The 12,896-nt window shown below is 64.2% G+C and carries 11 protein-coding genes; 7 read left to right on the top strand and 4 right to left on the bottom strand.

Annotation, left to right across the window (positions count from 1 at the left end; translation table 11 throughout):
- Positions 1-17: 17 nt before the first annotated feature.
- The 3 genes from fcl to UP10_RS35080 form a co-directional block, all read right to left on the bottom strand.
- Entirely contained in the window at positions 18-974 is a 957-nt protein-coding gene (gene fcl / locus UP10_RS35070; protein ID WP_044591756.1) for a GDP-L-fucose synthase, read from the bottom strand.
- Positions 955-2,040, bottom strand: a complete 1,086-nt coding sequence (gene gmd / locus UP10_RS35075) for a GDP-mannose 4,6-dehydratase (RefSeq protein ID WP_044591757.1) — start codon at positions 2,038-2,040, stop codon at positions 955-957. Before gmd ends, fcl begins: the two co-directional genes overlap by 20 nt.
- Positions 2,041-2,182: 142 nt before the next feature.
- Positions 2,183-2,857 (bottom strand): Crp/Fnr family transcriptional regulator, encoded by a 675-nt coding sequence (locus tag UP10_RS35080; RefSeq protein WP_044591758.1) that lies wholly within the window; start codon positions 2,855-2,857, stop codon positions 2,183-2,185.
- A gap of 387 nt (positions 2,858-3,244) precedes the next feature.
- On the opposite strand from UP10_RS35080, the gene UP10_RS35085 reads away from it, so the two are divergent.
- From UP10_RS35085 to UP10_RS35110, 6 genes are all read left to right on the top strand, one after another.
- Positions 3,245-4,066: an ABC transporter ATP-binding protein gene (locus UP10_RS35085; RefSeq protein ID WP_044591759.1), complete on the top strand. Its 822-nt coding sequence runs from the start codon at positions 3,245-3,247 to the stop codon at positions 4,064-4,066.
- Complete coding sequence (locus UP10_RS35090) at positions 4,063-5,991, top strand: long-chain fatty acid--CoA ligase (protein WP_044591760.1); 1,929 nt, start codon at positions 4,063-4,065, stop codon at positions 5,989-5,991. Before UP10_RS35085 ends, UP10_RS35090 begins: the two co-directional genes overlap by 4 nt.
- Positions 5,988-6,881 carry a branched-chain amino acid ABC transporter permease gene (locus tag UP10_RS35095; RefSeq protein WP_044591761.1) on the top strand — a complete coding sequence of 298 codons (894 nt, stop codon included), beginning with the start codon at positions 5,988-5,990 and terminating at the stop codon, positions 6,879-6,881. Before UP10_RS35090 ends, UP10_RS35095 begins: the two co-directional genes overlap by 4 nt.
- 3 nt (positions 6,882-6,884) lie before the next feature.
- Positions 6,885-7,958 carry a branched-chain amino acid ABC transporter permease gene (locus tag UP10_RS35100; protein WP_044591762.1) on the top strand — a complete coding sequence of 358 codons (1,074 nt, stop codon included), beginning with the start codon at positions 6,885-6,887 and terminating at the stop codon, positions 7,956-7,958.
- Positions 7,959-8,016: 58 nt separating this feature from the next.
- Positions 8,017-9,300, top strand: a complete 1,284-nt coding sequence (locus UP10_RS35105) for an ABC transporter substrate-binding protein (RefSeq protein ID WP_044591763.1) — start codon at positions 8,017-8,019, stop codon at positions 9,298-9,300.
- 160 nt (positions 9,301-9,460) lie between these two features.
- Complete coding sequence (locus tag UP10_RS35110) at positions 9,461-10,300, top strand: ABC transporter ATP-binding protein (protein WP_044541702.1); 840 nt, start codon at positions 9,461-9,463, stop codon at positions 10,298-10,300.
- Positions 10,301-10,373: 73 nt separating this feature from the next.
- On the opposite strand, the gene UP10_RS35115 is transcribed toward UP10_RS35110, so the two are convergent.
- Positions 10,374-11,525: an AGE family epimerase/isomerase gene (locus UP10_RS35115; RefSeq protein WP_044591764.1), complete on the bottom strand. Its 1,152-nt coding sequence runs from the start codon at positions 11,523-11,525 to the stop codon at positions 10,374-10,376.
- Between the two features lie 95 nt (positions 11,526-11,620).
- Between UP10_RS35115 and UP10_RS35120 the strand changes: the two genes are divergently transcribed.
- Positions 11,621-12,844 (top strand): phenylacetate--CoA ligase family protein, encoded by a 1,224-nt coding sequence (locus UP10_RS35120; RefSeq protein WP_044591765.1) that lies wholly within the window; start codon positions 11,621-11,623, stop codon positions 12,842-12,844.
- Positions 12,845-12,896 lie beyond the last annotated feature (52 nt).

The raw sequence follows: 12,896 nt of genomic DNA on the forward strand, positions 1-12,896 counted from the left end.
GTGAGCGAAGCGATACCTTACTCCGCCGCCTGCTTCGTCTCGCTCAGATAAGCCTGATACGCGCGCTTGATACCGTCCTTAAGCGAGGTGGTCGCGCGCCAGCCGAGCTTGGCCAAGCGGCTGACGTCGAGCAGCTTGCGCGGCGTGCCGTCGGGCCGCGAGGTGTCGAAGCTGATCTCGCCGCGATAGCCGACGGTGGCGGCGACCACGCGGGCGAACTCGGCGATGGTGATGTCCTCGCCGGTGCCGATATTGACCAGTTCGGGCGAGGAATAGGTCTTCATCAGATGGATGCAGGCGTCGGCGAGATCGTCGACATAGAGGAATTCGCGGCGCGGCGTGCCTGTGCCCCACACCACGACATCAGCCGCGTCCGCCAGCTTGGCCTCGTGGAAGCGACGGATCAGTGCGGCGACGACATGGCTGTATTCGGGATGATAATTGTCGCCGGGACCGTAGAGATTGGTCGGCATCACGCTGATGAAGTCGGAGCCGTACTGGCTGCGATAGGCCTCCGCCATCTTGATGCCGGCGATTTTCGCAATCGCATAGGGCTCGTTGGTCGGCTCCAGCGGGCCGGTCAGCATCGAATCCTCGCGCAGCGGCTGCAGCGCCAGGCGGGGATAGATGCAGGACGAGCCGAAGAACATCAGCTTCTCGCACCCATTGGCATGGGCGGCCTGGATCATATTGGTTGATATCGCGAGGTTGTCGTAGAGGAACTCGGCGCGCAGCGTGTTGTTGGCGACGATGCCGCCGACCTTGGCCGCGGCAAGGAACACCGCCTGCGGCCGCTTCGCGGCGAACCAGGCGTTCACGGCGGCCTGGTTGCACAGATCAACCTCGCTGCGCGAGATGGTCAGGAGTTCGGCGCCCTCGCCGGCCAGCCGGCGCATCAGCGCCGAGCCGACCATGCCGCGATGGCCGGCGACGAAGGCGGTCTTGCCCTTCAGCTCAAACGGAGTGCTTGCCATTGCCGGCGTCCTGTCTGGCGTCCGCAAGATCGCTGGCGACCATTTCCTTCACCAGCTGCGCGAACGGCGTCTTCGGCGCCCAGCCGAGTTTGGCGCGCGCCTTGCTGGCGTCGCCGATCAGGAGATCGACCTCGGTCGGGCGGAAATAGGTCGGGTCGATGCGTACCACCGTCTTGCCGGACGCCTTGTCGACGCCGGTTTCCTCGACGCCCTTGCCGCGCCATTCGATGCTGCGGCCGACCTCGGCAAATGCCAGTTCGACGAATTCGCGCACCGACCGCGTCTCGCCGGTCGCCAGCACGAAATCGTCGGGCGCATCCGCCTGCAGGATTTTGTGCATGCCCTCGACATAGTCGCGCGCATGCCCCCAGTCGCGCTTGGCCTCGAGGTTGCCGAGATAGACCGTGTTCTCCAGGCCGAGTTCGATCCGAGCGACACTCCGCGTGATCTTGCGCGTCACGAAGGTTTCGCCGCGGATCGGGCTCTCATGGTTGAACAGGATGCCGTTGGAGGCGAACATGCCGTAGGCCTCGCGGTAGTTCACCGTGATCCAGTAGCCGTAGAGCTTGGCTACGCCGTAGGGCGAGCGCGGATAGAACGGCGTCGTCTCCTTTTGCGGCACTTCCTGCACCAGGCCGTAAAGTTCCGAGGTCGAAGCCTGGTAGAACCGCGTTTCCTTCTCCATGCCGAGGATCCGGATCGCTTCCAGCAGGCGCAGCACGCCGATGCCATCAGCGTTGGCGGTGTATTCCGGGCTCTCGAAGCTGACCGCAACGTGGCTCTGCGCCGCCAGATTGTAGACCTCGGTCGGCCGGATCTGCTGCATCAGCCGGATCAGATTGGTGGAATCGGTCATATCGCCGTAGTGCATCAGGAACGGCACGTTTCCGGCGTGCGGGTCCTGGTAGAGGTGATCGACACGCGCGGTGTTGAACGAGGACGACCGGCGCTTGACCCCGTGCACGGTGTAGCCGAGGCCGAGCAGATATTCGGCGAGATACGCGCCGTCCTGCCCGGTGACACCGGTGATCAATGCAACGCGCCGCTTCGTATCCTGAGCTGTCATGTCGTCTCCAGAGGGCGCGAACCCCGCGCGGCCCCAATCGGGCCGGTCTGTAGCATCCGACCCGGCCCAAGTCTAATGGCCCGGCCGTCCGGAATCGGGGGCCTGGAGCCGATAAAATGGTCCTTCCCGGGCCGGCCTTCCGTCACTCGCCGTAGCGACGCAGCCGATCGAGGTCGATGATCGTCACCCCGCCATATTCGAGCCGGAGCAGTCCCTCCCGCTCCAGCCGTTTCAGGCACTGGTTGGCGTTCTGCCGGGAGATTCCCGACAACGCGCCGATCTCCTCCTGGGTGATCTCCAGGTGCAGCGTGAGGTCCGGATAGAGAATTGGATTGAACAGCGAGGCGATCGAACGCGCCAGCCGCGCGGTCGCATCCAGCGTGCGGCCATATTCGAGCAGTGCGATGAACTGGCCGAGCCGCTCGTTGAGCTGTCCGACCAGGAAACGGTTGAAGCCGACGCTGTTCTCGAACAGCCAGACGAAGGTCCGGCGATCCATCATCGCCAATCGCGTATCGCGCAGCGCGACCACGTCGTAGCGCCGCGGCTCATTCTTGAGCACCGTGCCTTCGCCGAACCACGCGCCGGCGGTGAGGCCGGCGAAGCTCGCCGCCTTGCCGCCGCGCGACACGATGCCCATGCGCGCCAGCCCGGCGACGATGCCGGTCCAGTACTGGAAATTGTCGCCGCGCATGAAGATGAATTCGTTGGCGCCATACGATTTCTCGGAGACGCCGGCGCGAGCGATCTCGATCTCCTGCTCGGTCAGTTCGCGCGACCAGGCCGCGATGCGCTTGAGGTAATCAGCAGCAATCATGCGAGCGACGACATCCCCACCCAGACATATTGCACCGCAACAACACCGTTTCGGTCAGGAACTCAAGGCGCGGAATGCCCGCAAAAATTTCCTGACCAATTGTCGGGCACATGACAATTCAACCTATCGCTTTCCCGTATTGAGAGCCACCTCGCCTGACGCCGCGTGCAACCCTTAATGGATCGCCGACGGTGGATGACGCGAGGGTCGGACTAAGAGGGCGGGTGCGGCGTTACCGCACATGACGCTGGTGATGGGGGCGAGCAAGCTCTCGGACACCTGGCATCATTAGTCGGATGGTTTCCGACAGCCGCCCATGTAAGATCGGCGGTGTGGTTCAAGCGATAGATAAAGAGCGCGCCAGGCGCCTGATCTGGAGGGAACAGGGTGGCTTACGGTCTGGAGGTGCGCGGGGTCTCATTGCGCTTTGGTGGCGTCCGCGCGCTGACCGAAGTGAGCTTCGGCGTCAATGACGGCGAGCTGTTCTCCATCATCGGCCCGAACGGCGCCGGCAAGACCTCGATCGTCAACTGCATTTCCGGCCGCTACAAGCCGACCGAAGGCCAGCTGTTCTATCACGGCCGCGACATCACCGGCCTCAATCCGAATGCGCGGCCCGCGCTTGGCATCGGCCGCACCTTCCAGAATCTCGCCCTGTTCCACCATATGAGCGTGCTCGACAACATCATGGTCGGCCGCCATCACCTCCTGAAGAACAATTTCATCACCGGGCCGCTGTACTGGCTGACCGGCGCGCGCCGCGAGGAGCTGGAGCATCGCCGCAAGGTCGAGGAGATCATCGACTTCCTCGACCTGCAGTCGGTCCGCAAGGCAACCGCCGGCACCCTGCCCTACGGCCTGCGCAAGCGCGTCGAACTCGCGCGTGCGATGGCGCTTGAGCCGCAACTGATCCTGCTCGACGAGCCGATGGCCGGCATGAACTTCGAGGAGAAGGAAGACATGGCGCGCTACATCGTCGACCTCAACGAAGAGTTCGGCATGACCGTCATGATGATCGAGCACGACATGGGTGTCGTGATGGACATCTCCCACCGCGTCATGGTGCTGGATTTCGGCCGCAAGATCGCCGAGGGCGACCCGGCGACCGTGCTCGCCGATCCGCATGTGAAGCGCGCCTATCTCGGCGAAGAGGACGAGGTGCTGGTCGATCCCGACGACAAGCCGGCGGTGACGGAGAGCGCCGCATGATGGACTACGCTGGACGCGCCGCGCAGGCCGACACCTATCCGAAGCTGCTGCGCCTCAACGCCATAGAGCATGGCAACGAGATCGCACTGCGCGAAAAGGATCTCGGGCTGTGGCGCGAATTCACCTGGAACGATTATCAGACGCGCACGCGTGATTTCGCGCTCGGCATGGTCGAGCTCGGGCTCGGCCGCGGTGACGTGATCGGCATCATCGGCGACAACCGGCCGGACTGGGTCGCCGCCGAGATCGCCAGCCACGCGATCGGCGCGATGAGCCTCGGCCTCTATCGCGACGTGCTGGACGAGGAAGCCGCTTACCTGCTGAATTACGGCGAGGCCAAGCTCGTCTTTGCCGAGGACGAGGAACAGGTCGACAAGCTGCTCACGCTGGCTGATCGCGTGCCCCACCTCAATCACATCGTCTATTCCGATCCGCGCGGCATGCGGAAGTATGATGATCCGCGGCTGATGGAGGCGAGCAAGCTCGTCGCGCTGGGCCGCGACCGCGCCACGCGCGAGCCCGGGATCTACGACGCGCTGGTCGACGCGACCAAGGGCGAGGACGTCGCCATCCTCTGCACCACCTCGGGGACGACCGCCAACCCGAAGCTTGCGATGCTCGCGGCTGGCCGCGTGTTGCGGCATTGCGCGATCTACCTCGCCTTCGACCCCAAGGGCCCTGACGACGAATACGTCTCGGTGCTGCCGCTGCCCTGGATCATGGAACAGGTCTACGTGCTCGGCAAAGGGCTGCTATGCCGGATGAAGGTTAACTTCGTCGAAGAGCCCGACACCATGATGAACGATTTCCGTGAGATCGCGCCGACCTTCGTGCTGTTCGCGCCGCGGGTCTGGGAATCGATCGCCGCCGACGTCCGCGCCGGCGTGATGGACGCCTCCCCGCTCAAGCAGAAGCTCTACGACATCGGCATGAAGAGCGGCCTCGCCGCGCTCAGCCAGGGCAAGCACTCGATCTTATCAGACAAGCTGCTGTTCCGCGCGCTGCGCGACCGGCTCGGATTCTCGCGGTTGCGCTCGGCCGCGACCGGCGGAGCGGCGCTCGGTCCCGACACCTTCAAGTTCTTCCAGGCCATGGGCGTGCCGCTGCGCACGCTGTACGGCCAGACCGAACTGCTCGGCGCCTACACGTTGCATCCCGAAGGCAAGGTTGACCCTGATACCACCGGCATCCCGATGGCCGACGAGGTCGAGATTCGGATCGACAACCCCGACATCAACGGCGTCGGCGAGATCGTGGTGCGCCATCCGAACATGTTCCTCGGCTACTACAAGAATCCCGAAGCGTCGATGGCCGACATCAAGGACGGCTGGATGCTTTCCGGTGACGCGGGCTACTACAACGACAACCGGCAGCTGGTCGTGATCGACCGCATCAAGGATCTCGCCGAGACCGCGCGCGGCGACCGCTTCTCGCCGCAATATATCGAGAACAAGCTGAAATTCTCGCCCTATGTCGCCGAGGCCGTCGTGCTCGGCGCCGGCCGCGAGGCGCTCGCCGCGATGATCTGCATCCGCTACTCGATCATCTCGAAATGGGCCGAGAAGAAGCGGATCTCGTTCACGACCTATACCGACCTGGCCTCGCGCCCCGAGGTCTATGCGCTGCTCAAGAAGGAGGTCGAGACCGTCAACGCCACGCTGCCGCCGGCGCAGCGCATCTCGCGCTTCCTGCTGCTCTACAAGGAACTCGACGCCGACGACGGCGAGCTGACCCGCACCCGAAAAGTTCGCCGCAGCGTCATCAACGAGAAATACGCCGACATCATCAATGGGATCTACGGCGGAAAGCGTGACATCCCCGTCGACACCGTGATCCGCTTCCAGGACGGCACCACCCAGCGCATCCGCACCACGCTGCAGGTCGTCGATCTCGGCCGCGCGGTGACCTCGGAGGCCGCGGAATGAACATCCAGTTCCTGATCCAACTCATCGTCAACGGCCTCGTGGTCGGCACGCTCTATGGCGTGGTCGCGATGTCGTTCGTGCTGATCTACAAGGCGACGCAGGTGGTGAATTTCGCGCAAGGCGAGCTGCTGCTGATCGGTGCCTGGGTGTGCTGGACGCTGCTGACGAAATACCAGCTGCCATTCTGGGTCGGCATGCCGATCACGCTCGTATTCATGTTCGTTTTCGGCATTGCGATTCAGGTCGTGATCCTGCGCCCGATGATTGGAGAGCCGATCATCTCGGTCATCATGGTGACGATCGGCCTGTCGACGGTGTTCCAGGCGGCGCTGAAGTGGATCTTCGGCGTCAACCCGCAGCCGTTCCCACGGGTGTTCGAGAGCCAGTCGGTCAGCCTGTTCGGGCTGCAGATCCAGACCGTCTATGTCATGAGCCTCGTGGTCTCGCTCGCCATGATGGTCGGCATGGCCTGGTTCTTCCGCGCCTCGAAATACGGCCTCGCGATGCGCGCCACCGCCTTCAACCAGCAGGTCGCGCAGTCGCTCGGCATTTCCGTGAAGAGCGTGTTCGCGATGGCCTGGGCGATCTCTGCGACGGTTTCGGCGGTTGCCGGCGTCGTCGTGGCCGTAGTCAACGGCGTATCGTCCGGCCTCTCCACCTACGGCATCAAGGTGTTCCCGGCGGCGATCCTCGGCGGACTCGACTCGGTCGGCGGCGCCGTCCTCGGCGGCATCATCATCGGGCTCCTGGAGAACGTCGCCCAATATGTCGACAGCGAGTATCTGCACTGGGGCAATCTCTACGAGATCGCCCCGTTCTACGTCCTGATCATCATCCTGATGATCAAGCCGTACGGCCTGTTCGGCACCAAGGACATTGAGCGGATCTGATCGATGACAACAAGCACACTCATTCCGTCCGGCGACTTCCGCACCAGCTATGCCGCCGACACCACCATCTTCCCGACATCGACCAGCCGGAATTTTGCAATTGCGGGCATCGCCCTCGCCTGCTTCGCGCCTGTCGTGCTGACCAATTACTGGCTCAGCGTCTCGATCCAGATCGGCATCTTCGCGATCGCGGCCCTCGGCCTCAACATCCTGGTCGGCTTCACCGGACAGATCTCGATCGGTCACGCCGCGTTCTTCCTGTTCGGCGCCTTTACGTCGGCCTACATCTCCAACAACGCGCCGATCCCGGTGTTCTTCGCGATCCCGCTTGCCGGCGTCATCACCGCGCTGGTCGGCCTGATCTTCGGCGTGCCGGCGGCACGGTTGAAAGGCCTCTACCTCGTCATCGCGACGCTCGCCGCGCAATACATCCTGCTCGACTTTTTCTCGCGCGCTGAATGGTTCACGGGCGGCTCGGTGCCGGCCAGCGCCAACCCGTTCTCGATCTTCGGCTACACCTTCCGTGGCGATAAGCAATATTTCTATGTCGTGCTGGCCTATGTGGTGGCCTGCTATCTCCTCGTCACCAATTTGATGCGTACGCGCGACGGCCGTGCGCTGGTCGCGATCCGCGACCATTATCTCTCCGCCGAGATCATGGGCATCAACCTCACCAAGTACCGCACGTTGTCGTTCGGGCTTGCCGCCTTCTTTGCCGGCATCGCCGGCGCGCTCTATGCGCACTACCAGCTCATCGTCTCGCAGGAAGGCTTTGGCATCGAGCGCTCGGTGCTGTTCCTCGCGATGGTCATCATCGGCGGCACCGGCTCGGTGATGGGCACGCTGATGGGCACGGCGTTCGTCGTGCTGCTGCCGGAATCGATGGAGTGGCTGAGCGCGGGGCTCAAAGGCAGCGCCATCGACAAGGCGCTGCAGCTCAACAACAACATCACCTTCCTGCGCGAGATCGCGATCGGCCTGATCATCATCGGCTTCCTGATGTTCGAGCCCGACGGGCTCGCGCATCGCTGGCGGCAGATCAAGACCTATTGGAAACTCTACCCGTTCTCGCATTGAAGCAGGAACGGGACGCAATCAAAAGAACAGTTCAACGAATAACAGGAGGAAACCAAAAATGACGATTAGATCCCTTTTGAGCTCGGTCTCTCTCGCGCTGCTGATCGGCAGCGCAGCCGGCGTTGCGCAGGCGCAGATCGCGATCGGCCATCTCGAAGACCTCTCAGGCGGCACGTCCGACGTCGGCACCCCCTACGGCCAGGGCGTCGCCGACACTCTCGCCTGGGTCAACAAGAATGGCGGCGTCGGCGGCAAGCAGCTCAACGTCGACAGCAACGACTACGGCTACCAGGTGCCGCGCGCGATCGCGCTGTACAAGAAGTGGTCGGCACCCGACAGCAAGGTCGCGGCGATCATGGGCTGGGGCACCGCTGATACCGAGGCGCTGACCGGCTTCCTCGCCCAGGACAAGATCCCGGATATCTCCGGCTCCTACGCGGCCGCGCTGACCGATCCGGAAGGCACCAGCGGCAAGGCCAAGCCTGCGCCGTACAATTTCTTCTATGGCCCGAGCTACTCGGACGCGCTGCGCGCCGAGCTGACCTGGGCGGCCGAGGACTGGAAGGCCAAGGGCAAGTCCGGCAAGCCGAAATTCGTTCACATGGGCGCCAACCATCCCTACCCGAACGCGCCGAAGGCCGCGGGCGAAGCGCTCGCCACCGAGCTCGGCTTCGAGGTGCTGCCGCCGCTGGTGTTTGCGCTCTCTCCCGGTGACTACTCGGCGCAGTGCCTGAGCCTGAAGAGCTCCGGCGCCAACTACGCCTATCTCGGCAACACCGCCGCCTCCAACATTTCGGTCATGAAGGCCTGCAAGACCGCCGGCGTCGAGATCCAGTTCCTCAGCAACGTCTGGGGCATGGATGAGAACGCCGCCAAGACCGCGGGCGATGCGGCCGACGGCGTGATCTTCCCGCTGCGCACGGCGGTCGGCTGGGGCGGCGACGCACCCGGCATGAAGACGGTGATGGATATCTCCAAGATGTCGGACCCCACAGGCAAGGTCTACCGCCCGGTGCACTACATCGCCGGCATCTGCAGCGCGCTCTACATGAAGGAAGCGCTGGACTGGGCCGCCAAGAACGGCGGCGCCACCGGCGAGAACGTCGCCAAGGGCTTCTACCAGAAAAAGGACTGGGTGCCGGTGGGTATGGAGGGCGTCTGCAATCCCTCGACCTGGACCGAGAAAGACCATCGCCCGACGATGAAGGTCGACCTCTATCGCTCCAAGATCTCGGGCGCGACCGATGGCGACATCAACGATCTGATGGCCAAGGGCACGATCAAGCTCGAGAAGGCGAAGACCGTCGAACTGCCGCGCAAGCCGGAATGGTTTGGCTGGTGAGGTGGTGAGGCTGCCAACCAGTGCAGCCTCAACCTAAATCGTCATCCCCCGCGAAAGCGGGGGATCCAGTACGCCGCGGCCTCTCGATTAATCGCCGGCGTCTCTGGGATACTGGGTCACCCGCCTTCGCGGGTGACGACAGTTGAAGGTGATCGAAGCAATGACTGAAACCGCAACTGCCCCGCGCACCGTACCAACGGCGGTCCCGCCGCCGGCGCTGCTCAGCGTCAACAACATCGAGGTCGTCTATGACGACGTCATCCTGGTGCTGCGCGGCCTCAGCCTCGAGGTGCCGAAGGGCGCGATCGTGGCGTTGCTCGGCGCCAATGGCGCCGGCAAGTCGACGACGCTGAAGGCGATCTCCGGCCTGCTCAAGACCGAGGATGGCGAGGTCACCCGCGGCGAGATCCTGTTCGAGGGCCAACGCATCAACGGCATCGATCCGGACAAGATCGTCCGCCGCGGCATCTTTCAGGTGATGGAGGGCCGCCGCATCGTCTCCGACATGACCTCGCTGGAGAATCTGCGGCTCGGCGCCTTCACCCGCCGCGACAATGGGGTCGCCAGCGACATCGACATGGTCTTCAAATATTTCCCGCGCCTGAAGGAGCGGACGGGACTGGCCGGTTATCTCTCCGGCGGCGAGCAGCAGATGCTGGCGATCGGCCGCGCGCTGATGGCGCGCCCGAAGATGATCCTGATGGACGAGCCTTCGATGGGGTTGTCGCCACTGCTGGTCAAGGAAGTGTTCGCGATCATCAAGGAGATCAACCGCGATCTCGGCGTGACGATCCTCTTGGTCGAACAGAATGCGCGCGCCGCGCTCTCGGTTGCGAGCCATGGCTACATCATGGAACAGGGCAAGGTCGTGCTCGACGGCTCGGCCGACGAGCTGCGCGACAACGAGGACGTCAAGGAATTCTATCTCGGCGGCGCCGGCGATCAACGCAAGAGTTTCAAGAACCTGAAGAGCTTCAAGCGGCGCAAGCGTTGGCTGTGAAGCTGGATGGCGTTTTCGGGCGAAGTGGAGAGCGGTTCGCGTGACGACAGCGCATCACAACACCGCGGCGGCTTCAGCCGAGCACCTGCTCGGCTTCCGCGACCGCGCAGAGAACATGATAGAACGAGGACGCAGGGATCGTGGCGACAAGCGACTTGCCGTCGCGGTCGAACTGGTCGTACCAGCCGCCGGCTACGGGATGGCTGAGATAATGCCGCTCCATGCGCACCAGCGCCGCGCGCGCCTCGTCCGCGGCGTCGCTTTCGCCCGCTTCGGCCTGCGCGATCCAGGCCTTTGCGATCTCGGTCTGCGGCCACAGCCGCCGCGAGTGACGCCGGATGTTGCCCTCGGCGTCGCCCTCGTCGACCAGGCAGCCGGTGGCCTCGTCGCGATAGCGCAGGGCGGATGCCAGGAGTTCGCCGCGCTGACGCCCGGTTGGGCATCCCGTGATGCGTTCAAATCCCTTCAGCAGCCAGACCCATTCCGCCTGGTGGCCTGCCTCGACGCTGACCGGCAGAATCCTCGACCAGTCCTCCTCGAAATATTCACCGAGCACGCGCGTCTGCTTGTCGAAGAGATTGGCCAGGAACAGCGCGAAGAACTCTCCGGCGCGGTTCTGGAACGACTGATCGTGGGTGGCGTCGAAACACGCGATCATCGCCTCGAACAGATGCATCTGCGGGTTCTGCCGGCGCGGCATCGAAGGCGGCAACCCTTCCTGGAAGCCGCCATGCGGCGAGCGCAGCTGCGTGTCGAGGAACGCCAACAACGCGTCGATCTCGGCGCGAATTTGGGCGTCGTGGTCGAGCCCATGGACGGTCGCCAGCGCCAGCAGCACGAAGGCATGGTCGTAGGTGTCGCGAAGCGGGTCGAGCACGCCGCCTTCAGGCGTCAGCTGATGGACGTAGCCCGGCCGGCCGTCGGGCGCTTTCGCCTTCGCAAGCAGGTACTCCAGCCCCTTCAGCGCGATCTCGCGGCCTTCCGGGTACCAACCCAGCTGCGCCGCCTTGGCGTAGCAGTAGATCTGGCGCGCCTGCACACGCACGCGGCGCGGGGCGGCATGATCCGGACTGCCGTCCTGATGCAGCCGTTCGATGAAACCGCCGGCCGAGCCGTCCCAGCCGACGGTAGACCACAGCGGCAGCGCATGATCGATCATGCGGCGCTTCAATCTTGCGACGACGTCGGCGGCTTCATCCGCCGCGACGTTGTGTGCTTCAGCCATTTTATTCCCTGGAACAGTCCCGATACCGGTGCTCGCCGTCTGATAGCACGCGCGAGGCGGCGCGTAACCCGCGCAAATCTTCCTAAGGATCCGCCATGACCGAGCATTACGACGCCCTTGAAACGCGCGATCCGGCCGACCGCGAAGCCGCGCTGTTCGCCCGTCTGCCGGAGCTGCTGCACAAGGCCATGGAAGCGCCGGCCTATGCCGAGCGGTTGAAGGGCACCGATCCTGCCTCCGTCACCAGCCGGGCCGCGCTGGCCCGCCTGCCGGTGCTGCGCAAGTCGGAACTCCCCGCCCTGCACAAGGCCGCCCCGCCCTTTGGCGGCTTCGTGACCGAACGGCCGGGTTCGTTCGCCCGCCTGTTCACCTCGCCCGGGCCGATCTTCGAGCCCGAGGGCCGCCAGGCCGATCCCTGGCGGGGGGCGCGGGCGCTGTTTGCGGCGGGCTTTCGCCCCGGCGACGTGGTGCTGAACACGTTCAGCTATCACCTCACGCCCGGAGGCTTCATTTTCGACGCCTCGGCGCGTGCGCTCGGCTGCGCCGTGATCCCGGCCGGCCCGGGCAATACCGAGCAGCAATTCGAGCTGATCGAGGCCTATCGCCCGATCGGCTATAGCGGCACACCGGATTTCCTGAAGATCCTGCTCGACACCGCAGCGAATGCCGGGCGCGACGTCTCCTCGATCAAGCGCGCGCTGGTGTCGGGTGCCGCGTTCCCGAAATCGCTGCAGGAGGAGATGAAGTCACGCGGCATCGAGGCCTATCAGGCCTTCGGCACCGCCGATCTCGGCATGATCGCATTCGAGACCGCCTCACGCGAGGGCATGACGGTCAACGAGGATCTGATCATGGAAATCGTCAAACCCGGCACCGGCGATCCGGTCGCTGCGGGCGACGTCGGCGAGATCGTCGTGACCTCGCTCGATCCGCATCATCCCTGGATCCGCCTGGCGCTCGGCGACCTCACCGCGGCGCTGCCGGGCAACAGCCCATGCGGCCGCACCAACATGCGCATCAAGGGCTGGATGGGTCGCGCCGACCAGACCACGAAGGTCAAGGGCATGTTCGTCCGTCCCGAACAGATCGCCGAGATCGGCAAGCGGCATCCCGAGCTCGGGCGGCTGCGCCTCGTCGTCACGCGCGCGGGCGAGACCGATCTGATGACGCTGAAGGCCGAAGCCGCGTCGGCCGGCGATCCGCTACGCGACACCGTCGCGGCGAGCCTGCGCGCGGTGACTAAGCTTGGCGGCAATGTCGAGCTGGTTGGCACAGGCGCGCTGCCGAACGACGGCAAGGTCATCGCGGACGAGCGGTGAGCGATGTGACCTGTAGAGCTTCTGCTTATTCATCTTGATCCATCGGAATGCG

The sequence above is a fragment of the Bradyrhizobium sp. LTSPM299 genome, assembly GCF_000938235.1.
Lineage (GTDB): Bacteria > Pseudomonadota > Alphaproteobacteria > Rhizobiales > Xanthobacteraceae > Bradyrhizobium.

Excerpts from the sequence above, each read along its gene's own strand:
- fcl (WP_044591756.1), bottom strand. The coding sequence starts at position 974 with ATGGCAAGCACTCCGTTTGAGCTGAAGGGCAAGACCGCCTTCGTCGCC.
- gmd (WP_044591757.1), bottom strand. The coding sequence starts at position 2,040 with ATGACAGCTCAGGATACGAAGCGGCGCGTTGCATTGATCACCGGTGTC.
- UP10_RS35080 (WP_044591758.1), bottom strand. The coding sequence starts at position 2,857 with ATGATTGCTGCTGATTACCTCAAGCGCATCGCGGCCTGGTCGCGCGAA.
- UP10_RS35090 (WP_044591760.1), top strand. The coding sequence starts at position 4,063 with ATGATGGACTACGCTGGACGCGCCGCGCAGGCCGACACCTATCCGAAG.
- UP10_RS35095 (WP_044591761.1), top strand. The coding sequence starts at position 5,988 with ATGAACATCCAGTTCCTGATCCAACTCATCGTCAACGGCCTCGTGGTC.
- UP10_RS35100 (WP_044591762.1), top strand. The coding sequence starts at position 6,885 with ATGACAACAAGCACACTCATTCCGTCCGGCGACTTCCGCACCAGCTAT.
- UP10_RS35105 (WP_044591763.1), top strand. The coding sequence starts at position 8,017 with ATGACGATTAGATCCCTTTTGAGCTCGGTCTCTCTCGCGCTGCTGATC.
- UP10_RS35110 (WP_044541702.1), top strand. The coding sequence starts at position 9,461 with ATGACTGAAACCGCAACTGCCCCGCGCACCGTACCAACGGCGGTCCCG.
- UP10_RS35115 (WP_044591764.1), bottom strand. The coding sequence starts at position 11,525 with ATGGCTGAAGCACACAACGTCGCGGCGGATGAAGCCGCCGACGTCGTC.
- UP10_RS35120 (WP_044591765.1), top strand. The coding sequence starts at position 11,621 with ATGACCGAGCATTACGACGCCCTTGAAACGCGCGATCCGGCCGACCGC.